Here is a 25,432-nt window from a genome sequence, read left to right on the forward strand (position 1 = left end):
AGCGGTGCTGTATCCCTACGAATACGAAACACATATCGGAGTTACTCATGTCACACGGGTTTGATGACGATACCATCCTTGGCAAAGCCTACGATGTCCGGCTGGTGCGCCGGTTGGCCGGCTACGTGATCCCGTACTGGGGCCGGTTGAGCGTTGCCATTGTGCTGTTAATCGGCGCGATCTTGACCGATCTGCTGCCGCCGTTGCTCATCCAGCAGGCGATCGACGGCCCGATCAGCGCCGGTGCGGTTGATGGCGTCTGGCCCTATTTCGTCGCGTTTCTCGGCGCGCTGGCGGCTAACTTCGCTTTTCGTTACAGCCATTCCTATTTCATCAACAGCGTTGGCCAGCAGGTGATGAAAGACTTGCGGGTGGCGATCTTCCGCCACATTCAGCACATGAGCCTGTCGTTCTTTAACCGCAACCCGGTGGGGCGCTTAATTACCCGCATCACCAACGATGTCGATGCGCTCAACGAGTTTCTCACCCAAGGGGTGGTTATGATCGTGGCCGATCTACTCACTCTGATCGGGATTATCGTGGTGATGTTTGCGCTCAACTGGCGGCTGGCTTTGATCAGCATCGCCACCTTGCCGGTGCTGGTGGTGATCGTTGCGATCTACCAGCAGTTTATGCGCTCGGCGTACCGGCTGGTGCGGCAACGGCTGGCCCGCATCAACGCCTTCCTGAGCGAGCAGATCAGCGGCATTCTGGTGACGCAGCTCTTTAACGGCGAAGGGCGCAGCCGCGCCGCGTTTGCCCGCCTGAGCGACGATTATATGCAGGCCAACATTCGCTCGGTCTTGATCTTTGCCATCTTTATCCCGTCGGTCAACCTCTTGGCGGCGATCGGCACCGCGGCGCTGCTGTGGGGTGGCGGCAACGGGGTGCTGGCCGGTTGGGCTTCGCTCGGTATGCTGGTGGCCTTTATCCAGTACCTTGAGCGGGCATTTCAGCCGATTCGCAACCTCGCCGAGCGCTATACCGTGCTGCAATCGGCGATGGCTTCCGCCGAGCGAATCTTTGCCGTGCTCGACACCCAAGCCGAGGTGCGCGATCCGGCCCATCCCCGCGCGCTGCCTACGCCGGTGCGCGGCGAAATCGAACTGCGCAATGTGGTGTTCGGCTACGATCCGGCGGAACCGGTGCTGCGCGGGATTACCTTACATATTCCTGCTGGCCAATCGGTCGCAATTATCGGTGCGACCGGCGCCGGCAAGAGTTCGCTGGTCGGCCTGCTGGCGCGTTTCTACGATGTACAAGCAGGGAGCATTACGCTCGACGGCATCGACATCCGTGAGCTTGCGCAAGCCGAGTTGCGCCGTCACATCGCCGCCGTGCCCCAAGACCCGATTTGTTTCAGCGGGACGATTACCAGCAATATTCGCCTGCACAACCATGCGATTAGCGATGAGCAGGTGCGCGCCGCTGCCGAACTGGTCGGCGCGCACCGTTTCATCGAGCGACTGCCCGGCGGGTACGAGCACGAAGTGCGCGAACGCGGCGCGAATCTCTCGATCGGCCAGCGCCAGTTGCTGGCCTTTGCGCGGGCGATTGCCTTTAACCCTGAAGTGTTGCTGATTCTCGATGAAGCGACCAGCAGTGTCGATACCGAAACCGAGGCGTTGATCCAAGAGGCCTTAGCTCGCTTGATGCGCAACCGCACCAGCATCATCATTGCCCATCGCCTCAGCACCATCCGCCATGTGGATCGGATCATCGTGCTGCACAAGGGGCGGGTGGTCGAAGACGGTGCCCACGACGAGCTATTGGCCCGGCGCGGTTACTACTACCGGCTCTACCAATTGCAATTTGCCGACGTCGGGGTATAACACCGTTATGCCCGTAGGCATAGCACTGCTATGCCCCGACCGACCGGCGCGGGATGGCAACGGTAAACGCGCTGCCTTCACCCGGTGCGCTACGCAACGCGATTTGGCCGCCGTGCGCCTCGACGATATGGCGCACGATCGCTAGCCCAAGCCCGCTGCCGGGGTAGCCGCGGGCCAGCGAATGGTCAACCTGATAGAAAGGGAGAAAGATCTTTTCATGCTCAGCGGGCGCGATCCCAATGCCAGTGTCCTCTACCCGAACAATCAAGCGGGTTGGCTCATCGCGCACCATCAAGCGCACCTTCCCGCCCGGCTTGGTGTACTGGAAGGCATTATCGAGCAAGTTGCGCACTAAATGCTCAAAAGCTGAACGATCAACCTCAATCGGTTGAGTCTCTGTCAATACCGCCTCGAACTGCAACTGCGCTTGCGCTGCTCGTTCACGGAACATTGCAATCAGTGGCCGCAACACATCAAGCGGCTGCAAGGCCACAAAGTTGAGCGAGCGGCTGCGGATCTCTTGAAAGTAGAGCAGATTGTTGAGCTGGCGCGCCAAAATCTCGCCGCTGCGCCGCATCACGCGCACCGCCTCTTCTTGTTGTGGATTGAGCGGGCCGAGCATGCCGCGATCAAAGAGTTCGAGATAGCCAAGCAGCGAGGTAAGCGGGGTGCGCAATTCGTGCGAGAGGGTGGCGAGGAACTGATCTTTGAGCCGGTCGAGGTCTTGCAATTGGGCATTGGCGATTGTCAACTCCCGCACCCGCGCTTCTAGCCGCTCAACCAGTTTTTGGTTATACGACCGCAGCAGCTCGGTCTCCATCGTTTCCGGCAACCGCTCACGTCTGCCATCGATGAATTCGGCGATTTGGGCTGGCAATGCACGGGCATCAATCGGCTTGCTCAAATACCCGTCACACCCTGCCACCAAGGCCCGCTCACGCGAACCCGGCGACGCATCGGCGGTCAAGGCAATAATCGGTACGCCGTGCATATGCGGCAGCGAGCGCAGGCGCGTCGTTGTTTCGTAGCCATCGAGGCCGGGAATGCCAAGATCAACTAACACAAGCGCCGGATGACTCGTGCGGGCTAGCGCCAACCCGTTTGGACCATCTTCGGCAATCACTACCTGATAGCCGCGGGCGCTGAGCACGCGCTGCACGAGACGTTGATTATCTGGATTGTCTTCGATGTAGAGGATCTGTGCTGGCTGGTTCATGGCATTGCGACATGGGCCCAACCGGCGCAGCAAGCAACGCTGATTGGGCGACGGGTAAGGTGAAGGTAAATGTTGAACCGATGCCCGGTGTGCTGTCAACCCAGATCCGTCCGCCTTGCGCCAGCACCAGCTTGCGGGTAATCGCCAACCCAAGCCCTGTGCCGCCGAGGCGTGAACGCCGACCATGGAGCTGCACAAACTCGCCAAAGATATCTTGTTGCCGTTCGAGCGAAATGCCGATACCGGTATCAGAGACGCTCACCGCCACATACCGCTCAATTTTACCATCGCCGTTGACCTCATCGTACAGTTGCGCGCTTACTGTAATCGTACCACGTTCGGTAAATTTGATCGCATTCGAGAGCAAATTAAACAGAATCTGGCGCAACCGGTCACTATCAGCCGCTACCACGGGTAGCATCGCCGGTAAGGCGTTGCGCAGCGTGACCGGACGGTTGCGCAACAGCGTCTGCACCGTGTCGCACACTTCGCTAGCCACCTGTTGCAGATCAATCGTGCTAATCTCCAGATTCAGGTGACCGGCCTCAATCCGGGCCAAATCAAGCAATTCATTGATCAAGTGGAGCAAGAAGCGCCCGTTGCGATTGATGCTCTGCACGTCTTCGCGCTGGGTCGGCGTCAGCGGCTGGTCGGTATCGTCGAGCAAGACGGTCGAAAAGCCAATGATCGCGTTCAGCGGCGTGCGCAATTCATGGCTGATGCTGGCGAGGAAATCGCTCTTGCGCCGGTCGGCGAGTTGGGCCCGTTCGAGCGCAGCGCGCAGCTCTTCGGTACGCTGCGCTACTTGTTGTTCGAGTTCGTTGTACAGTTGCACGTTCTCAATCGTCAAACCGACCATGCTGGCAAAGGTCAGCAATTGGGCGGCGTCGCGAGCCTGCACCGGGCGCTGGCTCAGTTTGTAATCGGCGGAAATAATCCCGATCACCGCATCGTTGCGCCCAAAGATAGGGGCTTGCACATACGACCGGCTGGCCGAAGCAGCCTGCTTGGTCTTATCAACCCGTGGATTATTCCATGGGTTATCGATAATTATCGCCTTCCGGCTGCGCACCACATCCGCTTCGACGCTGCTGCCATCGAGCCGCAGCGGTTGCGCGTTTGCCACTGCCAGAAACTGCTGCGCTTGCAACTCGTCGCCGGGGCCAAATGAGGCGCTGACCGCGCGCAAAACATCGCCATCAACCAGGTAGAGTACGGCCTGATCGAAGCCAAATCGTTCGCATACGGCCTTGGGAATCGTTTCGAGCAAGACTGGCCACGAGAGAATGCCCTTCAATTCGTTCGAGACGGCATTGAGGGTGGCTAATTGGCGGGCGTTTTCTTCGAGTTCGGCAATCTTGCTTTGCAAGGTGTCGGTCATGCGGTTAAAAGCATCGACCAACTGCCCAATCTCGTCGCTGCCGGCAGCGGGCAGGCGCTGGGTCAGATCGCCGCCGGCCACCGCTTGCACACCTTCGCGCAAGACGCTGATCCGGTTGGTGAACGAGAGCGAGAGCAAGAGGCCAAGCATACTGATGGTGATGATGATCATCAGCAGCACCGCCACCAATTGGTTCCACAGCCGGCTCTGGCTCTCGCTGAGGCGCTGGCCGGTGGCAAGAGCAGGGGCGTCAATTTCATTCGCCGGAACGATCAGAGCCACACTCCAGCCGGCAGTGGTGATTGGCGCAAAGGCAACGTAGCTCGCCTGATCCTGCTCTTGGATCAATTGCACCCCTGATTGGCGGCTAACCATCAGTTCCGCCACGGCGCGCAGATCGGCATTGGTTGACTCGAGCAGACTCTCGGTGCGGTATGGTTGATCCCACCGCACATCAGCTTGCATATCCGGGCGCACAATCACATCACCATTGGTGTTGATCAGCAGCGCATACCCGCTCGAACCAACATCAACCGTGAGGAGATCTTGCTGGATGGTCTTGAGTAAGAGATCAAATGCGACGACCCCGATAAACCGACCCTGCCGGTCGTAGAGCGGGCTGGCGCAGGTTGTGGCGAGCAACCCGGTATTGGCATCAACGTATGGTTCCGTCCACACCGTTGCGCCGGCGTCACGCGCTTTGAGATACCACGGGCGAACCCGCGGATCAAAGGCTTCGAGCGTCAATAATTGGTCAATGACTGCTTCGTTGTCAAACGCAAGGATGCCGCCCTCTTCCAGTGCAATGTACCCAATGTTGACGAGCGGATTCTTCGCAACCATCTCGCGCAGGATGGGGATGATCTGGCGCACGTAGGCCGCTTGATTGGCGTATTGGCGCAGCAGGTCATCGGCGGGGCGCGGCGCGATCCACACCCGATCGCTACTGAAGACCGTGACCGGCATGTTGTAGCGATCAAGCGCGTACCCGGCCACCGTCTCGACTTGCTGCTGTACGCTCATCAACGCTGTATCGTACAACTGCGCTTTGTCAGCGGCGCGCTGGCGCAAGTTGACGGTGGCTTGTTGGCGGAGACCGTTCGTGCCTTCGATCACTGCCGTTTCGCGAGCAATATTCAAACTGCTCAGTCCGAGCCAGCCGACGATAATCAGCGGGGGTAAGGCAAGACCGAGCAGCAACAGCAGGATTTTGAGTTGAATACTTGAGCGAATGGCGTTCATAAACGCTGGCAGGTATGGCGACGAAGCTCAGAGCACGGTTTGGTGGACTGGTTACTTAAACCGTTATGTATGGTAACAGAAGTTGCCCCAATCAGCAATTGGGTGCAGATGACGGATGGCTTACAGGGTGGCTGTCATCGATTCGTCACCCTAGCCTATCGACTGTACGACACCATATCGTTAGAATCAGGTCGGATATAGATCATAGTCACCGAGGTGTGCGATAATTATGCGCATTCGTCTTCTCCTCTCCATCGGCCTCCTCTGGGCGCTGCTTCTGCCGTTGACGCCGGCGCCGGCAGCTCCGGCTGCCACTGCTGATGGCCGGCCCGATACCCAGCTCTTTGCCACCGATATGACCACCGCACCAGCAGATGCGCTGCCTCTGTTGGCTGCCACTGCCGGTTATCAAACCGCTCCTAGCCGCGCGCCACGCCCATTTACCCATGTACTGCTGAGCTGGACGGCTGATCCGGCTACGGCTCCGGTCGTGGCAGTGCGGGTGAGCGGCGATGGCGTGACGTGGAGCGATTGGGCGCCAGTGGCAGATGATGAGGAACTCTGGCAGGCCGGTGATGGCGCTGATCGGCGCTGGAGCGAGATTGTCTATGCCGGTGAAGACCGGAACTGGTATCAGGTGCGGGTTGAAACCAGTGATCCTGCCGCGTTCCGCTCGGTTGCGGTCAACACGGTTGATAGCCGGTTTGGCCCGGCTTCTCCCGTGGCTGAGCCGTCAGCCGGCTTAACCGCCGTCTCACGCCCGCCGGTGGTGAGCCGCACAGCGTGGGGCAATCCCCAAGGCCAGACCAGCCCGCAAGCGCCGCCGGCCTATTACCCGGTGCGCCATTTGGTGGTTCACCATACCGCCGGTTCAAATACCTTGGCCGAAGGCCAGACATGGGCTGATGTGGTGCGTTCGATCTGGTCGTTTCACACCTACACCCGCGGCTGGGGCGACATCGGCTATAATTATTTGATCGACCCCAATGGCGTGATCTACGAAGGGCGGGCCGGCGGCGACGATGTGGTTGGCTTTCACGATACGGCCAATTACGGTTCGATGGGGGTTTCGCTGATCGGCTCTTATAGCACGGTTGAGCCAACCGCGGCTGCGATTGATTCACTTGTGGCGTTGTTGGCGTGGAAAGCCGACCAGAAGCGGATCGATCCGACGGGGCGCACCTTCTACTACGGCTGCTCGATTTCGCACTACTGCGCTCCCTTCAATCCCGGCGCCGTGATTGATCACATCAGCGGCCACCGGCAGGTCACTCCCAACGGCTACACCACCTGCCCCGGCGACCGGTTATTCAACCTGTTGCCGCTGGTTCGCCAGCGGGTGCAGGCCCGTCTTGCCGGCGAAAGTCAACCCGACAACGGCGATCTGGTGATCGAAGAGCACGAGAGCGGCTTTACCCGCAGCAACGCTACGTGGTATCCGAGCGCCTGCGGCTACGGCGGCAGCGCGCTCTATACCTACGCTACCGATCGACAGGCCGAAAGCACCAACTGGGTAACGTGGCGGCCCAATCTGCCAGCCTCTGGCATCTACCGGGTGCTGGTGCATATCCCGGCCAACTGCACTGGTTTAAATCCTAGCCGGCAAGCGCGCTACCGGATTACCACCGCTAGCGGGGTCGTCGAACGGGTGGTTGATCAGACGGCCCAACAAGGTTGGGTTGATCTTGGATCGTACAACTTTGCCGCCAGCACTGCGAGCGTATCTCTTTCCGATCTGACCGGCGAACCGTTGAGTACACGGCGGGCCGTGCTGTTTGACGCCGTGCAATGGCAACCGGTTGATACTGCTAACCAACGTCTCGAACTGGTATCGGTGGAGTATGGCGCTACAACAATTGCCGCCGGTGAGGTATTGCCGGTGCGCTTTACGGTGCGCAATGCCGGCACCGTGCCGATCTACGGCCAAGACCCGCCGGGAGGCAGCGTATTTGATCTTAGCGCCGGCCCGTTCGAGCGCGAAGGGTACGTCTACGATGAAGGCGAGTGTCTCCTTGGCGCCGTTAATCAGAGTTACCCGACCTTTCCCAAAGAAGCGGGACGCTTCCGGGTGATGTTGGGGCCGGCGGATCGCGAAGTAAGCTGCGCCGGCGCTACCGGCGGCTACCCGTGGCGGTGGGGAATCAGCGGGAGGCTCGACCCCGGCCAAACCCAGACTATTGTTGGCTACGTGCGGTTCCAGGCGCCGGGAACGGTCACACTGCGGGCCGGCGCGATCCACGAGTATGTGGCCTATGTGGCCACTGTGCAGGCCGAGCAGCAGATCACGATCACGCCGGAACGGCAACCGCCGCAACCGGCCCGCTACAACGAGGGCTTGCAACCGCTAGCGATGGTGTATGAGCTGGCAAATACGCCCGAGTCACTCTTGGCCCGCACCCACAACCCGCTCAGCATCCGGCGCGGCGCCTTGATCGGTAGTTTCGTCTGGCACGGCGACTTGCGCGATTGGGGTGGCGGTGGGCCGTTGCCCGGCCTAAGCAACCATTTCCTGATCGAACAGACCCGCACCTTTATCGCCCCGGTCAGCGGCGAATATACCTTTGAGCTAAGTAGCGACGACGGGGCATGGCTGTGGGTGAACGAGCAACTAGTGGTTGCGAACGCCGGTATCCACCCCTTTACGACCGTGACCGGCACGATCTCGCTTACTGCCGGCTTGCATACGCTTGCGATTAAATATTTTGAGCTGGAAGGCGGCGCGGTTGCTGGCTACCGGGTTAAAGCGCCGGGAGCTGACGATTTCGAGCTGGTGCGCGATGGCTTGGCCCAAGGCGAGGGGGTTGGATCACAGTTCCGCACGCTTACCAGTCTGCGGCTGAGCGCATCGGATCTAGGCGGCGGCAGCGCGCGACTGCGCTACTCGTGGGATGGCGAGACGTGGATCACCTCGACCGATAACGTGATCGAAATCGGGGCGTTGGCCGATGGCGAATACCGCTTACGCTATCAGGCCCTAGATAGCAACGGCAACGAGAGCGAAATGCTCTCGTTGCCATTGCGGGTCGATAGCGCGATGACGATCTACCGCACAATGTTGCCACTTCTAACAAGATAGTACGAGCACAGCAACTTATAGCGAGATACGTACGGGCACAGCGCTGCTGCGCCCTTCGCACCGCTGTGCCCCTCGCAGCACAGCGGTGCTGTGCTGCTACGGATGGCTCTCGCGCACATCAATGACCTTCGCCACCACTGACGTAATCACTTCGCGCACCTGATCCATCGTTATCCCGCTGACCTTGAAGGTCACTTCCGACATAGCCGCCGTTTCACCGGCGAAGGTGCCGAGCGCAATGATATTGCCGCCACTATTGGCGATCGCCGCCGTGAGTTTGGCGAGCGATCCCGGCTCATCGGTCATGCTCACCGTCACCCGGATGCCGGGGTTGCGCGCCCCCATCAGCTCAAGGAAGATCTTGAACAGATCGGTCTCGGTGATGATGCCGACCAGCTCATTCCCGCGCATCACCGGCAACCCGCCTACCCGCCGGTCGGCCATAATCCGCGCCGCTTCCTCGATCGGCGTGTCAACTGAAACCGTATAGACATCGCGGGTCATCACGCGGTCAACTGTCAGTTTGCTCAACAGGTAATTCAATTCCCACACGCTCAGCGTCGTTGCCGGCGAAGGCGAGGCGTTGACCAGGTCTTTGAGCGAGACAATACCGACCAGATGACCGTGGGAAACCACCGGTGCGCGCCGGATATGTTCGGTGCGCATCAGGTGCATTGCATCGTGGATCGATGTTTCCGGAGTTACCGTAATCGGGGGATGCGACATCCGCTCGCCAACAAACATAAGGCTACCTCCCTGACGCCTCGTCACGAGCAGCACCTTCGCTGCTCTCTATCTTCAACTATACCATGCGCCTGCATTTTGCGAAGTAAACGGGTAACAACTTTCACGGGTATGTTACAATCCGAATCAAAGATCGGTACGGGCAGAGCGGCGCTCTGCCCTCGCCGCCATCCGTATTGTACGGGCAGCACGCCGCTCTGCCCTTGACGAATACCATGATCTCAATCGAAACAACTGCGCTCACCATCCAACGTCTCAGCCGCCGATATGGATCGCTCACGGCGGTCAATGAAGTCAGTCTCGATCTAGCTGCCGGCAAATTCATGGCCTTGCTCGGCCCGTCGGGCTGCGGCAAGACCACCCTGCTGCGCCTGATTGCCGGTTTTGAGCAGCCCGATAGCGGGGTGATCATGATCGGCGGGCGCACGGTGGTGGGGCCATGCGGCGCTGGCATCCCACCTGAACAGCGCCGGGTCGGGATGGTGTTTCAAGATTACGCCCTCTTCCCCCACCTCAGTGTGGCGCAAAATGTCGCGTATGGTTTGCCGCGCAGTCCCGAACGCGAGCCGCGGGTGCAAGAGCTGCTGTCATTGGTGGGGTTGGCCGATGCTGGCCGGCGCATGCCGCACGAATTGTCGGGCGGGCAGCAGCAACGGGTGGCACTGGCCCGCGCCTTGGCTCCTCGTCCGGCCCTGATCTTGCTCGATGAACCCTTCTCGAACCTTGATGCCGGCTTGCGCATAGCAGTGCGCAACGAGGTGCGCCAGATTTTGCGCCGCGAAGGCGCGACGGCCCTCTTCGTCACCCACGATCAGGAAGAGGCGCTGAGCATTGCCGATCTGGTCGGAGTGATGATCAACGGGCGGATTGTGCAGGTCGCGCCGCCGCGCGAATTGTACGAGCGTCCGGCCTCTCGCGCCGTCGCTGCCTTTGTCGGCGCTGCCAATTTCGTTCCGGCGGAAGCGCACGGTCTGGTTGCGCAGAGCGTGATCGGGCGCTTGCCGTTGCTGGCCCCGCACCACGGGCCGGTCAGCGTAATGATCCGGCCCGAAGCGGTCGAATTGGAGGCCGATGATGAATCGCCGCACCAGATCGTCGAGCGGAACTATTTCGGCGCCGATGTGCGGTACGAAGTGCGCCTGAGCGACGGCACTATGCTCACTGCGCGCCTTGCCCCATGGCACGATGTGCCGGTTGGCGCGCGCGTCAATATCGTGGTGCGGGGAGCATTGGTCGCCTTTACCGAGTAATGCGGACAGGCGCCGGTACCGGTGTCGTTTCCAGCATCATTTCGTATGCCATCCTTGTCGCATTGACGCTTTGCAGCACGAATGCTATGATCGGCCCAGTTCCGGTCGCCGGCATTTGTGCGGAGAAAGGCAATGGAGCAAGAGCAGATTATCGCAATCCGCGAGATCTACTGGAACATCGACCATACGATTGGCGCAACGTTCCTCTACTTGACGGTTCTGATTACCACTGCGGTGATGGCATGGGGCATCCTGCGCGACATTGCCCGTTGGCGGCGCGGGCGGCCCGCCAACCGGATCGGCAATCCGATCACTCGCTTGCTTGAGTTTACCCGCCAGAGCCTCGGCCAAAAGAAGGTGCTGCGCGACCGCCGGGCCGGCGTGATGCATGCCCTGGTCTTCTTTGGCTTTCTCACCCTGTTTATCGGCACCGATATTATCGCGGTCGAAGAAGATTTCACCATTCCGCTGATGGGTGAGCAGGCCGGCAAGATTTTAGTCGGCGATTTTTACAAGAGCTACGAGTTCATTCTCGATACGCTGGGCTTGGCCTTCGTCGCCGGCTTGTTGTGGGCGACGTGGCGGCGCTACCGCACCAAACCTGACCGGCTCGATAACCGGCGCACCGATGGCTGGGTGTTAGGGGTGCTGCTGTTTTTGGGGATTGGCGGCTTTCTCATCGAGGGGTTGCGGATCGCGAATCAGACCATTGGCGGCGTGCCGGTCTACGAGCAAGAGTGGGCCAAGCTGGCGTATGTTGGCTTTGCGCTGGCCACCATCTTCCGCGCGATTGGTCTTGGCGACGGCAGTCCGGTCGCACTCGCCATCCATCCGGTGCTCTGGTATACCCATGCTGCCACGACCGGCCTGTTTATGGCCTCGCTGCCGTTCAGCAAGTTCCGCCATATTGTCTACACGCCGCTGAATACGCTCTTCCGCGATTTGCAACCGAAAGGTGCGCTCGATCCGATCCCTAACCTTGAGGCTGAGATCGAGAAGGACGAACCGCGCCTCGGTGTGACGGCGCTGGCTGATCTGACGTGGAAGCGGCGGATGGATCTCGACGCCTGTATGCGCTGCGGTCGCTGCCAGAGCGTCTGCCCGGCCCATGCCAGCGGCGCGTTGCTCTCGCCGAAGTACATTATCACCAAGCTAGCCGACTTGCAGCGCGGCGATCCGATCCATTTCAAAGATGGGACGGTGCGCACGCTGGCCGAATTAAACGGTAACGGCGCGACTGCCGAGACGCTGCCGCTGATCGGCACGGTGATCGAGGCCGAAGAGCTGTGGGCTTGCACCACCTGCAACGCCTGCGTACATGAATGCCCAGCGATGATCGAGCACGTTGATGATATCGTTGATATGCGCCGCCACTTGACGATGATCGCCAGCGAGGTACCGCAAGGCGTCAAGCGGGTGCTCGAGGGGATCGAGCGGCAGAGCAACCCATGGCGGTTGCCGGCCCGCGAGCGCACCGCGTGGACAGAAGGACTCGATGTGCCGGTGTTGGCCGAGAAAGAGCAGGTCGAGGTGCTCTATTGGGTTGGCTGCGCGCCGAGCTACGACGAACGATCGCGCAAGGTGGCGCGGGCGATGGTGCAACTCTTGCAAAAAGCTGGGGTCGATTTCGCCATCCTCGGCGAAGAGGAGTGCTGCACCGGCGACCCGGCTCGCCGCATGGGCGAAGAGATGCTCTTCCAAGCCCAGGCCCAACAGGCGATCGAGACCATGCACCAGTACAAGTTCCGCACGGTCGTCACTACCTGCGCCCACTGCTTCAACAGCATCAAGAACGAGTACCCGCAGTTTGGCGGGCGGGCCGGCATCGATTACGAAGTCGTCCACCACACCGAGTTTTTGGCTCGCTTGGTGCGCGAGGGCAAACTCAAGCCGGCCAAAGCGGTGAGCGAGCGCGTAGTCTACCACGACCCCTGCTACATCGGGCGCTACAACGACATCTACGACGATCCGCGCAGCTTGCTGAGCAGCATTCCCGGCCTTGAGCTAGTCGAAGCGCCGGAGCGCAACCGCGAGCGGGCGATGTGTTGCGGCGGCGGCGGCGGCAACGTCTGGCTGGAACGCTGGGGTGAGCGCAATGTGAACGTGATCCGGCTCGAACAGCTCGTGGCGTCGCAACCGCAGACGCTGGCAGTCGCCTGCCCGTTCTGTATGGTGATGTTTGAAGATGCGGCCAAGAACACCGGTCGCGCCGAGACGTTGCAGCGGCGCGATGTGGCCGAAATTTTGTTAGAGAGCGTCAACGGCGCCGCGTCCGGCGATTAAACGTTCAGCCAGTAGAGACGGACGGCTATCCGTCTCCCCACGGCGCAGAGGGGGCAGAGGCGCAGAGGGTGAAACGCAAAGGCGCCGAGGACGCCAAGGGCGCAAAGGGTTGATACGAATGCCCCCTCCCCCAGCGGGGGAGGGGTAGGGGAAGGGGGCACACACCGCGCTAATTGCTATCCCCAAATATCCTTCGCGTTCTTCGCGCTCTTTGCGCCTTCGCGTGAAACATCATGACCGCACCGCTCGTTTCAATCATCTTACCCATCCGCAACGCCGCAGCGACCTTACCAGCCTGTTTGCGCTCGTTGGCCCGGCAAACCTTCTCCGATTACGAAGTACTGGCGATTGACGATGGTTCCGACGACGAATCGCCGGCCATCGTCGCCGCAGCGGCGGCCTGTGACGCGCGGATCGTGCCGGTCGAGGCGGGCCGGATCGGGTTGCCGGCGGCGCTTAATCTTGGCCTTGGGTTAGCGCGCGCGCCGATCATTGCCCGGATGGATGCCGACGACTTGATGCACCCGGATCGGCTGGCGCTGCAATATCAGGCGCTGAGGGCGCAGCCGCAGCTCGCCCTGATTGCCAGCCGGGCAGTGGCCTTTCCGGCGCGGGACGTGCGGGCCGGTTTACGCGAATATCTACGCTGGCAGAATCGAGTGCTGACGCCGGAACACGTGGCCGCCGAGATCTACGTCGAGGCACCGTTTGCCCACCCCACGGTCATGTTCCAGCGCGACATCGTGCAGGGATTGGGCGGCTACACTAACGAGTCGTGGCCCGAAGACTACGAATTGTGGCTGCGGATGCATGCGGCGGAGTTGCTGATGGCCAAACTGCCGCGCAACCTGTTAGCATGGCGCGAGCGACCCGATCGCGCGACGCGCACCGATCCGCGTTATGATCGTGCCGCCTTCGACGAATTGCGAGCACGCTTTTTGGCTGCTGATCCGCGTCTGCAGAGCGGAAGGCCGCTCGTTTACTGGGGGGCAGGCCGGGTCACGCGTCAGCGGGCACGGCGGCTGATCAAACGTGGCTTTCCGCCGGCAGCGTGGATCGACATTGATCCGGCCAAGATCGGCCAAACCATTTGGGGAGCACCGGTGCATGCACCGCAGTGGCTCGATCGCCGGCCACGGCCATTCGTGCTGGTGTACGTCACTAACCATGGCGCGCGCGACCTGATCGATGGCTGGCTAGCAGCAATGGGGTATCAACCGGGTCGGGACTATCTTGGCGTAGGATAAATGCAAGTCTTAGCCGTCCGCCTTTTGCCCCTTGCGATCATCTTCGACCGGCGCAAGCAATCCGCTGTACAATGAGCGGAGTAATTCGCGCAATTGCTGCACTTCGTGCTCAGAGAGCGAACGCATCCGCTTGCGCAAGCGTTCGTGATGGCGCGGGCGCAGATTGCGCAACTTCTCGGCGCCGGCTTCAGTGAGGCAAATCAGGCTTACCCGGCGATCGTTCGGATCAGGGCGGCGCTCGACATAGCCTTTCGCAATCAGGCGATCGACAATACCGGTCAGGTTGGAATTATCGCACATCATGCGCGCGCTAATCTCGCTGAGCGGCACCCCATTGCGCGAAGCATAATTCAGGATCATAAATTGTGGAACAGTCAAATCCTCACCGCGCAGATCGTAGCGATTGTACGTCTCGAGCATCGAGTGAACCTGACGCAGCAAGGTGTAAGCCTCAAGCTCAGGCGTCGTCTCACTACTCTGCTGCCATCCGATAGGCTCGGTGGAGAGGCTCATCGCTGTCTCCTCACTAGTGCGCTGGAGGCGCAGGGGTAGGAGTCCAATAAAATATTATCGCTAGGCAAACAGGAGTGATAATTGTCTACCGTATAATTCCTGCTACATGCAACTATAGCATGACTATGACCAGCATGTCAATATTGTTTCAAATGAAACAGTTTCAACTTATCTAAGGAGATCCGGGCGTGCAATCACCACAACCACGTTACGAGCAGATTGTCACAATTGCGTTTATCGTCACGATCGGGCTGGCAATCGTCTTCCTCATCGACAGCAGTACGGTCAATCCACGGTTTGCCTTCGGCGGTGATCTGCCAGAAGTCAGCTTATCGTGGCTATTAATCGGCTCACTCGCATTGTTGGCGGCAATGGGAGCGGACTGGATCGCGCGCTCGCATCCGCACCCGATGAACTGGATTATCCGTTCGTTCGGGCCGTTACGCAACGTAACTCCGGCATTCTGGTTCTTGCCAGGGCTGAGTATGGTGGCGGCCTACGCCTTCTGGCAACTCTTCAATCCAGTGTTAGGCGGGACGGCCTTCTTGCTAGCGTTGATAGTCACTGCCGGGATGTTAATCGTGACGCTCGCGGCTCAATATTTCAGTCTCGATCGGCGAGCCGAGATACATACGCCGGCGCAGATTGTGTTGCACATCATCGGCTATCTGATCGCATTTGGCAGCTTTAGCGCGATTTACTACACGCGCTCTCGCACGCTCTATTCAGCGACAATGGTGGCGTTGGTATCCGCATTCCTCATCTATGCGCTGCTCAACATCCAGCGCCGGCCGATTGCGGTTGGGGTAGCGCTGATTGCCGGCATCGGGATCGCCGAGCTGATGTGGGCGCTCAACTATTGGCAGACCACGTTTCTGTTAGCGGGGGTCGTGTTGGTGACGATATTGTATGTGGTCGTCGGATTGTTGGGCTATGCCTGCATCGGCCAATTGAATCGGCGGCTGTTACTTGAATACAGCCTTGTGGGGATAGCATTGGTAGGCGGGGCGGCGTATATGTCGTTGCGGTAGGACGACTACGCCGGGCTATGGCTGAGATTGATGATGGCTGCAACAAAGACTCCTAGCGCGATGTTTGTCTCTTGGTTATGATCGCTGAAGCGTCATCTGATAGAGTCGGCGCTCGGCAGCATGGATCTTCCATAAACGTCGTGAAGATCGGTCTTGCCGCGTTGCAGGCTTTCTGCTACACTTACTCATGCTTTATTGATCGTACCCCAGCTTCATCGCGGCGACCTCATCCTTCCGGCCGCCGCCGGGAGAAAGCGCGTGCGACCCATGATTGACAAGTGGAGACAGCGCCTCAACCCCGTCTTTCTCTTTGCCGGTTATCGCTGGCTAGCATGGCTCATTGCCGGGCTTGCGTTGACCTTACCCGGCTACGCAGCTGAGCGTCTTCCCCAACACGCTAGTCTTTTGCTGGTGGTATTGCTGGTCACACTTGTAGTTACTCGCCAAGCAGGGGGCTATCTACACTTGATGCAACGCCGGCCAGTGCTGCTCACCCTTGATATACTGTTAGGCTGGCTGGTGGTCGTCTTGAGTGGCGGCGGCTTTCTGCCGTTCGGGCCGTATGCCTTGGGCAGCCTGATTGCGCCGGCGTTGCTGTTTAGTTGGCAAGGCGCGCTGATCAGCGGGATCGGGGCCGGCGTGTTGCATTTGATCAGCGGCTCCATCCTTGGTGTCGCCGATCCGTCCGGGATGCGGGCCGGCGTGCCGCTGCTCTTCGCGCTGGGTTGGGCTGCGTTTGCGGCATGGCGACGCATGCCGCCAGATCGCGCACAGGGGCGGATGTTGCCGCACCTCGATGCTTCAGCGCCGCCAGCGGCGTTGCGCCGACCAACGTTGCCGGGCAGCGAGCAGATTGGGTCAGCGCCCGAATGGTATCCGCCATCAATGTCCGGATCTGGCAGCCGGCGCGGGGCCGAATTAGCGCCCGCCGTCTCGTTACGGCCAGACCTACGCCTTGCCATCACCCAGTTGGTTGATGGTGAACGGCAACGCGGCGGGTTGCAAGTGGCGTGCCAGATTGACGGCGCGGTACAAAAGCTCACGGCGGCCCAACAAGGGGTGTTGTTGCGCGCCGCTCAAGAAGCATTGGCGAATGTCCGCCGCCATGCCCATGCCTCGTCGTGTAAAGTTTGGCTCCATATTGACGATCAGGCGGCGACGTTGCAAGTCGAAGATGATGGGGTTGGTTTGCTCGATGGCACCTACGAGCGCCCGCATTTGCATGCGCTGCGCGCGCTGCGCTACCGAGTCGCTGAATTTGACGGCCAGCTTGCAGTCTTTGAAGGCGAACAGGGTGGTCTCACCGTGCGCGTCACGCTTCCCCTCGAACCATGAAGTTGCGGTATCATGCCGGTAGGCACTCGCTGCGCCCGCAGTGGAGGAATTGGCGAGGAATTCTAAACGCATGAGACCACGCCGTTTTTGGCATGCGCCGGCGCTCGTCTTGACGCTGACGTTATTAGGGTATGGCATCTTCCTGCCGGTTGAGCAAGAATCCCGTTGGTTGCTCTTCCTCTGGATTGGTGGGCCATTGGCCGGCTTCGTGTTGATCAGCCGGTTGAGTGACACCTCGCCGGACGGTGATCTTGCCCGCACCGTTGCGCGGGTGGGGGCAGGGGTGATTGTCGGTTTTCTAATGCTGAGCCTGCAACTGCTCCGCCAACAGTTTGTGCAGGCCGGCGTGATCAGCAACTATATCGTCACGAGTGCCGATGGCAGCACTACCAGCAATGTTCGCCCAGTTTTAGCGACGCAGCGTGTGTTGCGGGGCGCGATTCTCGACCGGCGCGGACGTACCCTCGCTGAGAGCGTTATGGTTAACGGCATTGCCCACCGCACCTATCCGCTCGCTTCCCAATACGACATGACCGCCTTTGGGCAGGTGTTAGGTTTTTTTAGCCCTCGCTACGGGCAAAGCGGTCTTGAAGCCACGTACAATGCTTATCTTTCGGGTGAGCGTGGCAACGAGTGGCAGATGCTGCTCAGCGAATGGACGGGGGAAGGGCAGCGGGGCAACTCGCTGACCCTAACGCTCGATGCCGAGTTGCAAGCGCGAGTCGCAGCGTTGCTGGGTGATCGGCGCGGCGCGGTGGTTGTGCTTGATCCGCGTAGTGGCGCGATTTTGGCCCTCGTCAGCCGGCCCGGCTTCGATCCGAGCCAGTTGGTGGTTGATCCGGCAGCGCCTGATCTGGTCGCTGAGCGACGCCGGGTGAGCGACTATTGGGCCCAGTTGAACCGTGATGACTCGGGGCAACCATTGCTCAACCGGGCCACGCAGGGGCGCTATCCACCGGGTTCGACCTTCAAGACGGTGACGGCAGTGGCGGTGTTGGAACACCCGCTGCAAGGGCAACCGAACCAGATTACCTGCCCGAATGAATATTTCCCGCAGCCTGATGCGCCGCCAATCGTCAATGCGGTTGATAACCTCGGCGCGCGGATCGGTGAACCGACCACGCTCGAGCGGGTTTATGCCTTCTCGTGCAATACCGCCTTTGCCCAATACGCTGTGCGGCTAGGGGCTGACCAGTTTGCCGAGGTGGCGCAGCGCTTCAATATCTTTCTTCCCGATCGGGTGCCCGCCGGCTTTCGCCCGCTGCGAGATGTACCCTCTGAGCCGAGCTTGCTGGCGGTGCGGCCTGATTTTCTTGATCAGCCGCGGGCATTGGCCGATACTGGCTACGGGCAAGGGCAATTACTAGTGACGCCGTTGCAGATGGCATTGGTGGCGGCGGCGATCGCCAATGATGGCGTGATGATGCAGCCATATTTGGTGCAGCGCATCACCCGCCCTGATGGCAGTGAAGTCTGGCGGGCGTTGCCGAATGGGATTCGCCGGGTGATGTCGAGCGGGAATGCGCGCCGGATGCGTGACTATATGGCGGCAGTAGCGCAATACGGCTTCGGCAGCATCATCTCGCAGTTTGTGCCGCAGCCAGTGGGTGGCAAGTCGGGCACTGCCGAGCACGTGCCCAGCGCACCACCCCATGCGTGGTTTATCGCGATTGGCCCGATTGATACGCCGCGCTATGCCGTGGCGGTGATTATCGAGCAGGGCGGTGAAGGGAGCGGCGCGGCGGCCCGCTTGGCCGGCGAGGTGTTAGCAGCGGCCTTTGCGGTGGAATGATGGCGCACCGGTGATGGGCATGGTACATACTGGCAAGGTTCGTAGGGTGCGAGACCGGGTTCGTAGCAACTCTCGTCGTTGGCATACCTCACCCCGTGCCTCCCCCCGGCGGGGGGAGGTTTCAGATTGTGTGCGCGGCATACGATCTGTTGCAGTTACGCTTCTCCGCTGGGCGATCCTCTGGTTGGCAGCCGGAGGCCTGATCGCCTGCTGGTCGCAAACCCCGGCCCAACCGGCACCGACAGCGACTGCACTGCCGGTGCCAACCGCCACGGTAGTCAGCGCCGTCACACCAACGCCGCGCCCGCCGCTCGATGCCACCCTGCGCCAGCAAATTTTTACTGAGGTGTGGACAACCATCAATGAGCACTACCTCGATCCGACCTTCAACGGCGTAGATTGGGCGGCAGTGCGGGCCGAATATGGCCCGCGAGCGTTGGCAGCCGAAGATGACGTCGCCTTCTTCACCGTGATCAGCGCCATGGTTGCGCTGCTGCGCGATGACCACTCGCGATTTGTGCCGCCGCAGGCGGTGGTGGCCGAGGATCGGCTGACGAGCGGGCGGGAAGAGCAGGTTGGGATTGGGGTCACGACCCTGCGGCTCAATGACGGCTTGCTGATCCAGCACGTCTTTCCAGAGAGCCCGGCAGCGCAGGCCGGCTTGCGCCCGCGTGACCGGATCGTAGCGATTGACGGGCTTACCTTCAATCTTGGTTCGATTGAAGGGCCATTGGGGAGTCGCGTGCGCCTGCTTGTCGCCCAACCAGAGGGTGGCTCGCGCGAGTTTGAGTTAGTGCGCGAGCGGGTCGAAGGCCGGATCGAGCCGCTGGTGCTGCGGTTGAGCAACGATATTGCATATATTGCCGTCAGCACGTTGTGGGTGCGCGATATGCATGAGCAGGTGGCAGTGGCGTTGCAGCAACTCGTCGCCGAACGCCCGTTACGTGGCGTCATCCTCGATCTGCGCAGCAATCCGGGGGGCTGGCGCGATGTCTTGAGCGGATTGCTCGGTCATTTTGTCACCAGTGAGGTCGGCGCATTTGTCAGCCGGAAGGGTGAAATCCCGTTGGTAGTGGCTGCGCGCGATCCCGATCTGAGCGGCTTACCAATCGCGGTATTAATCGATCGCGGTACAACATCGTATGCCGAGCTGCTGGCGGCGATTTTACAGCGCGAAGCGGGGGCGATCGTTATAGGAACACCCTCAGCCGGCAACACCGAGACGATCTACGCTTACGAAATCACCGGCGGGGCGCGGTTGTGGGTCGCGCAAGAGGGTTTCCGGCTCAATGACGGTTCTGATTTAGAGAGGCGCGGGGTACAACCCGACGTGCAGCCAACCAGTGATTGGACGCGCTTTCGGCTTGAGGCTGATCCGTGGATTGGGTTGGCGTTAGAGCGGATGCGGTGAGGGCAGCAGGGGCCGGTTCCTAACCTGCCCCCGCCACGCACACCCTCATTCGAGATAATCCCGCAGATGCTGGCCGACTTCGGGACTGCGCAGGCGGCGAAGGGCCTCGGCCTCGATTTGGCGCGCGCGCTCGCGGGTCATGCCGAGCACGCGCCCGACCTCTTCGAGCGTGCGGCGGCGGCCATCGACGAGGCCGTAGCGCAGATCGATGATCCGGCGCTCGCGTTCGTTGAGTTGGTCGAGCGCAGCGCACAGATCGCGGCGCAGCAGCTTCTGCGCGGCCACATCACCGGGAGTTGGCAACTCCTCGTCGGTGATGAAATCGCCGAGCGTATGCTCACCCTCGTCGCCGACCGGCGTTTCGAGCGAGACGGGCCGGCGCGATGCTTCAAGCACGCGCTGGATGCGCTCGACCGGCTGGCCGAGAGCCATGGCGATCTCTTCGGCGGTCGGCTGGCGCTCGAGCGACTGGGACAAGCGGTCAGCAATGCGCTTGACCTGCCCCACCGACTCGCTCATATGCACCGGTAGCCGGATGGTGCGGCCTTGCTCGGCGATCGAGCGGGTGACGGCCTGCCGGATCCACCATGTAGCGTAGGTGCTGAAGCGATTGCCTTTATGGTAATCGAATTTCTCAACGGCCCGCATCAAGCCGATATTACCCTCTTGGATCAGGTCGAGCAGCGAGAGGCCGCGGCCAACATACTTCTTGGCGATGCTGACTACCAGCCGCAGGTTAGCCTGAATCAGGTGGCGGCGCGCATCTTCGCCTTGCTGTACCGCCTTGAGCAGTTCACACCGCTCGCGTGGCGTGAGGTCGGTTGCAGCGGCTAAGCGCGCTTCCGCTTCATTACCGCGTTCGATCCGCTCGGCCAATTCGATTTCTTCGGCGGCGGTGAGCAAAGAGACACGACCGATCTCTTGCAAGTAGTGCTGCACGGCGTCGAGGGATGGCTCGATCCGTTCAACCTCGCTCAGATCGGGAGAGAGCAAATCTTCTTCGTGCCCGAAACGGTCAGCGCGCTCGTGCGTTGAGAGCGGCGCATCTTCGTGTTCCCAGCTTGATGGTCGACGCTTGAGCATTGGCGGGCACTCCTGCCTAAACTATGCAGCTATGACAAGACAAAACACTACCGATCTCCGCTTGCGCGGAGATGCCATCAGAGGCACCCAGCACGTAACGAAACGGGGTAACGTGTGAGGTCAAAACCGCCGAGGATATGGCGGCACTCGCTGTTCTATCTGATAACAGCGAGTGTTAGTATACGAGTGATAACGCAATTTGTCAAGTACTTTGCACACCGTTTGTTCACATGCTCGGTTATCCCAATTCACTGATACGCACGGCGACGTCGGCGGCGACGCGGGTATTGTTTCGCAGCAAGGCGATGTTAGTTTCGATACTTTCGCCACTGGTCTCTTCGGCCATCGCGGCCAAGAAGAAGGGGGTGACAGCCGTCCCGCGCACCCCTTCCGCTTCCGCGCGAGCCAGCACGCGCGCAATCGCCGCTTCTACCACTTCACGTTCGAGGGCGCTGCGTTCGGGGGGCGGCACACAGAGCAGCATGCCTCCCGGCGCGGCGAAGTTGCGGTAGCGGCGTTGCAATCGCCACATCCGCGCCGCCACCAGCGCGTCAGCCGCAACTGCGGCGACCGGCAAGCCACTGTGCGGGGTGTAAAACGCGGGGAATTCGTTGGTCTGATAGCCAACCACCGGCACGCCTTGCGTTTCAAGGTATTCGAGGGTGGCCGGCAGGTCAAGGATCGCCTTGGCGCCGGCGCAGACCACCAGCACCGGCGTGCGACCCAATTCGGTCAGATCGGCGCTGACATCCCAACTGTGGATGGCGCCGCGATGGACGCCGCCGATCCCGCCGGTGGCGAAGACTTCGATACCGGCGGCGGCAGCCAACGCCATCGTCGCCGCTACGGTGGTGGCGCCATCAGCTCGATCAACGATCGCGGCGCTGATATCGCGCCGGCTGAGCTTGCGCACCCGTTCGCCGCCGGTGGCGATCCGTTCCAATTCGTTGCCATTCAACCCGATCACGGGCACGCCTTCGATCAGGCCGATCGTCGCCGGCACAGCCCCTGCTGCGCGTACTTCGGCCTCGAGCCCTTCGGCCACGGCTAGATTGTGCGGATAGGGCAACCCATGGCTGATCAGGGTGCTTTCAAGGGCGACGACCGCGCGGGCCTCTTCCAGCGCAGTTGCAACCTCTTCAGCGATGCGGAGCATACGGAACCTCCTGCAATAATGCTGCACCGGTATAAACGACGGGTAGCGGCGCTTTTACGCCTCCGGTACGATAGCACCGGTACGATTGATCCGATAGGCAGGGATGCCATAGCGGCGCGCTAGTAAGATATCGGTCGGCCCCGGTTCGGCCAAGACTACGGCAATATGCAAACCACGTTGGCCGAGGGTGGTGAGACCGGCCAGCCAGCGTTCATCGATCGCGGCGGTGATAATTATCAGTGTACCACCCCAGCTCAAGTGCCGGTCAGCGGTAATCAGATCAGTGAGGAACGAGCCGTTGCGCTCCGGCTCAATCCGTCCGAGCCGGGCTAAGATCTCGCGGAGATGTGCGAGGTCATTCGCCGGAGGCAACGGGGCGATGGGCGCATCGGTCAGCGGATCGTAGCCGTTGCTGCACAGGCCAACCACTTGGCGGCGGTTGATCAGCGCGGTTGCCAGCGATGCGGCGGCGATCACCGCTCGTTCGCGATCGTCACGGGCGAAGCGGCCCCGGTACGCGGTTTCGCTAAACTCAAGCGCGATCAGAGTCTCGCGAGCGATGACCGGCGCCAATTCGCGCACCTGCAACTCGCCGAGCCGGGCGCTGGTCTTCCAATCGATCCGGCGCGGTGAGTCACCGGGGCGGTAGGGGCGTACGCCAATCTTTTGCGCCGGATCGTCAAACAGGCTGAGCCGCTGCCGTTCTTGGCTGAAGGGCAAGCCAGCCGGCAGCGCGAGCAGCGGCAAGGGCGTCACCGTGGGGATGACCGTCAACGGGGTTTGTTCCTGTTCAGCCAGTCGCACTTCATTCAGGTCGAGCACAGCGCCGATCGACATCCGCAATGGCCCCAGCCAGTAGAGGCCGCGTTGGCGGCTTTGGACGGCATAGCTCAGCACCCGTTGTTGGCCGGGGGCAAGGCTGATCACCCACCGCTTGCGCGCGGCGGTGCTGAGGGCAGGCGGGATGTCTTCGGTGATGACGAGGTATGGCAGCGGCAAGCGGCCCCGGTAGGTGATCGTGATGGTGATTTCGCCCGGCTCGTTGGGTGATAACACGAGGGGCGCTTGCCGCCGCCATTCGATCTGCTGGCTCGCGATCCGCGGCCAGAGCCATGCGATCACCTGTACGCCGATTAAGACGTACACGGTCAGGCTGATCACCGGGTTAGGATCGAAGATCAGCCAGATCAGCAGGGCGATGGTGATGGCGCGGAGGAAGGTCATCGCGCGCCTACATGCGGAAGACGCCGAAGCGAGTCGGTTGCACCGGCGCTTCAGCGGCGGTGGCCAGACCGATGGCCAAGACCCGGCGCGTCTCGACCGGATCGATCACGCCGTCATCCCACAAACGGGCGCTCGCGTAGTAGGGGTGGCCCTCCTGTTCGTATTTGGCTAAAATCGGCGCCATAAACCGCTCTTGCTCTTCGGGGGTCATGTCTTGGCCGCGGGCGCGCAGGTTATCGCGGCGCACCGTGAGGAGCACGTTTGCGGCCTGCGCTCCACCCATCACGCTAATGCGAGCGTTAGGCCACATCCAGAGCTGGCGCGGCTGGTAGGCCCTGCCGCACATACCGTAGTTGCCGGCCCCGAAGCTGCCGCCGATGATGACGGTAAACTTGGGTACATTGGCGCAGCTCACCGCTGTCACCAGTTTGGCGCCGTCTTTGGCGATGCCGCCGTTTTCGTACTGCTTGCCGACCATAAAGCCGGTAATGTTCTGCAAAAAGACGAGCGGAATATTGCGCGCGCTGCACAGCTCGATGAAGTGCGCGCCCTTGAGCGAGCTTTCGCTGAACAGAATGCCGTTGTTGGCGAGAATACCGACCGGGAAGCCTTCGATGTGGGCGAAGCCGCAAACTAGTGTGGTGCCATAGCGAGCTTTGAACTCGTGGAAACGGCTGCCATCGACGATACGGGCAATCACCTCGCGCACGTCGTAGCTTTGGCGGAAATCGCGCGGCAGGATACCGTAGATTTCGCGCGGATCGTAGCGCGGCGGTTCAGGATCGTGCATATCCCACTGGGTGCGCTGGCGCGGCCCCAGATTGGCGACAATATCGCGCACAATCGCCAGTGCCTCGCGGTCGTCGTTGGCGAAGTAGTCGGCGACGCCAGAGATACGGGTATGGACATCGGCCCCGCCAAGCTCTTCGGCAGTGACCTCTTCGCCGGTGGCGGCCTTGACCAGCGGCGGCCCGCCGAGGAAGATGGTGCCGTTGCCTTTCACAATCACCACTTCATCGCTCATAGCCGGCACATAGGCCCCGCCGGCGGTGCAACTGCCCATCACGCAGGCGATCTGGGGAATGCCTTCGGCGGACATCTGGGCCTGATTGTAGAAGATGCGGCCAAAATGGTCGCGGTCGGGGAAGACTTCGCTTTGCAAGGGTAGATAAGCGCCGCCGCTATCGACCAGATAGATGCAGGGCAAGCGATTTTCGCGAGCAATCTCTTGGGCGCGCAAGTGTTTCTTGACGGTGAGTGGGAAGTAGGTGCCACCCTTGACGGTGGCATCGTTGGCGACGATCATCACCGGGCGACCAGCGACGCGGCCAATGCCGCAGACAATCCCGGCGGCGGGCACCTCTTCCTCATAGACGTCGTAGGCGGCCAGCGCACCAATTTCGAGAAAGGCGCTATCGAGATCGATCAGCGTATCGATCCGGTCACGAACAAAGAGCTTGCCGCGCTCTTCGTGGCGGCGGCGCTGCTCAGGGCCGCCACCCTGCCGGATTTTAGCCAACCGTTCGCGCAGGTCGGCAGCCAAGGCTTGGTGGTGGGCAAAATTGGCTTGAAAATCGGGACTGCTGGTTTGCACGTGCGAATGAATGATCGACATC

General features: G+C 60.8%; 17 protein-coding genes. 9 read left to right on the top strand and 8 right to left on the bottom strand.

All coding sequences use genetic code 11. The annotated features are described in order from the left end of the window. The first annotated feature begins 47 nt into the window (after positions 1-47). A complete protein-coding gene (locus U9R61_RS03450) occupies positions 48-1,832 on the top strand; it encodes an ABC transporter ATP-binding protein (RefSeq protein ID WP_322487422.1) in 1,785 nt (594 codons plus the stop codon). 28 nt (positions 1,833-1,860) lie between these two features. Here the strand turns inward: U9R61_RS03450 and U9R61_RS03455 are convergent, their stop codons facing one another. Both U9R61_RS03455 and U9R61_RS03460 read right to left on the bottom strand, forming a co-directional pair. Continuing rightward, entirely contained in the window at positions 1,861-3,048 is a 1,188-nt protein-coding gene (locus U9R61_RS03455) for a hybrid sensor histidine kinase/response regulator (protein ID WP_322487423.1), read from the bottom strand. After that, positions 3,002-5,671 (bottom strand): ATP-binding protein, encoded by a 2,670-nt coding sequence (locus tag U9R61_RS03460; protein WP_322487424.1) that lies wholly within the window; start codon positions 5,669-5,671, stop codon positions 3,002-3,004. Before U9R61_RS03460 ends, U9R61_RS03455 begins: the two co-directional genes overlap by 47 nt. A gap of 229 nt (positions 5,672-5,900) precedes the next feature. Between U9R61_RS03460 and U9R61_RS03465 the strand changes: the two genes are divergently transcribed. After that, positions 5,901-8,747, top strand: a complete 2,847-nt coding sequence (locus tag U9R61_RS03465; RefSeq protein WP_322487425.1) for an N-acetylmuramoyl-L-alanine amidase — start codon at positions 5,901-5,903, stop codon at positions 8,745-8,747. A 96-nt stretch (positions 8,748-8,843) separates the two neighbouring features. On the opposite strand, the gene U9R61_RS03470 is transcribed toward U9R61_RS03465, so the two are convergent. Further along, a complete protein-coding gene (locus U9R61_RS03470) occupies positions 8,844-9,491 on the bottom strand; it encodes a CBS and ACT domain-containing protein (protein ID WP_322487426.1) in 648 nt (215 codons plus the stop codon). A gap of 215 nt (positions 9,492-9,706) precedes the next feature. On the opposite strand from U9R61_RS03470, the gene U9R61_RS03475 reads away from it, so the two are divergent. The 3 genes from U9R61_RS03475 to U9R61_RS03485 all read left to right on the top strand — a co-directional run bounded on the left by U9R61_RS03475 (position 9,707) and on the right by U9R61_RS03485 (position 14,271). Beyond that, the gene (locus U9R61_RS03475) at positions 9,707-10,741 is read left to right on the top strand and encodes an ABC transporter ATP-binding protein (protein ID WP_322487427.1); all 1,035 of its coding nucleotides are present in this window, start codon (positions 9,707-9,709) and stop codon (positions 10,739-10,741) included. 132 nt (positions 10,742-10,873) lie between these two features. Beyond that, complete coding sequence (locus U9R61_RS03480; protein ID WP_322487428.1) at positions 10,874-13,024, top strand: heterodisulfide reductase-related iron-sulfur binding cluster; 2,151 nt, start codon at positions 10,874-10,876, stop codon at positions 13,022-13,024. 233 nt (positions 13,025-13,257) lie between these two features. Beyond that, positions 13,258-14,271 carry a glycosyltransferase family 2 protein gene (locus U9R61_RS03485; RefSeq protein WP_322487429.1) on the top strand — a complete coding sequence of 338 codons (1,014 nt, stop codon included), beginning with the start codon at positions 13,258-13,260 and terminating at the stop codon, positions 14,269-14,271. A 9-nt stretch (positions 14,272-14,280) separates the two neighbouring features. Here the strand turns inward: U9R61_RS03485 and U9R61_RS03490 are convergent, their stop codons facing one another. Beyond that, entirely contained in the window at positions 14,281-14,784 is a 504-nt protein-coding gene (locus tag U9R61_RS03490) for a MarR family transcriptional regulator (RefSeq protein ID WP_322487430.1), read from the bottom strand. A 188-nt stretch (positions 14,785-14,972) separates the two neighbouring features. Between U9R61_RS03490 and U9R61_RS03495 the strand changes: the two genes are divergently transcribed. The 4 genes from U9R61_RS03495 (at position 14,973) to U9R61_RS03510 (ending at position 20,353) form a co-directional block, all read left to right on the top strand. Further along, a complete protein-coding gene (locus U9R61_RS03495; RefSeq protein ID WP_322487431.1) occupies positions 14,973-15,815 on the top strand; it encodes a hypothetical protein in 843 nt (280 codons plus the stop codon). 267 nt (positions 15,816-16,082) lie between these two features. Continuing rightward, complete coding sequence (locus U9R61_RS03500; protein ID WP_322487459.1) at positions 16,083-17,150, top strand: ATP-binding protein; 1,068 nt, start codon at positions 16,083-16,085, stop codon at positions 17,148-17,150. A gap of 70 nt (positions 17,151-17,220) precedes the next feature. Beyond that, positions 17,221-18,942, top strand: a complete 1,722-nt coding sequence (locus U9R61_RS03505; RefSeq protein ID WP_322487432.1) for a penicillin-binding protein 2 — start codon at positions 17,221-17,223, stop codon at positions 18,940-18,942. Between the two features lie 184 nt (positions 18,943-19,126). Further along, positions 19,127-20,353, top strand: a complete 1,227-nt coding sequence (locus U9R61_RS03510; RefSeq protein ID WP_322487433.1) for a S41 family peptidase — start codon at positions 19,127-19,129, stop codon at positions 20,351-20,353. A 45-nt stretch (positions 20,354-20,398) separates the two neighbouring features. On the opposite strand, the gene U9R61_RS03515 is transcribed toward U9R61_RS03510, so the two are convergent. From U9R61_RS03515 to U9R61_RS03530, 4 genes are all read right to left on the bottom strand, one after another. Beyond that, positions 20,399-21,436: a sigma-70 family RNA polymerase sigma factor gene (locus U9R61_RS03515; RefSeq protein WP_322487434.1), complete on the bottom strand. Its 1,038-nt coding sequence runs from the start codon at positions 21,434-21,436 to the stop codon at positions 20,399-20,401. A 238-nt stretch (positions 21,437-21,674) separates the two neighbouring features. Further along, complete coding sequence (locus U9R61_RS03520) at positions 21,675-22,592, bottom strand: pseudouridine-5'-phosphate glycosidase (RefSeq protein ID WP_322487435.1); 918 nt, start codon at positions 22,590-22,592, stop codon at positions 21,675-21,677. A gap of 54 nt (positions 22,593-22,646) precedes the next feature. Then, entirely contained in the window at positions 22,647-23,816 is a 1,170-nt protein-coding gene (locus U9R61_RS03525) for a DUF58 domain-containing protein (RefSeq protein ID WP_322487436.1), read from the bottom strand. Between the two features lie 7 nt (positions 23,817-23,823). Continuing rightward, on the bottom strand, positions 23,824-25,431 hold the full coding sequence (locus tag U9R61_RS03530; protein ID WP_322487437.1) for a carboxyl transferase domain-containing protein: 1,608 nt from the start codon (positions 25,429-25,431) through the stop codon (positions 23,824-23,826). Position 25,432 lies beyond the last annotated feature (1 nt).

This window comes from Chloroflexus sp., from assembly GCF_034431535.1.
In the GTDB taxonomy this organism is placed as follows: Bacteria; Chloroflexota; Chloroflexia; order Chloroflexales; family Chloroflexaceae; genus Chloroflexus.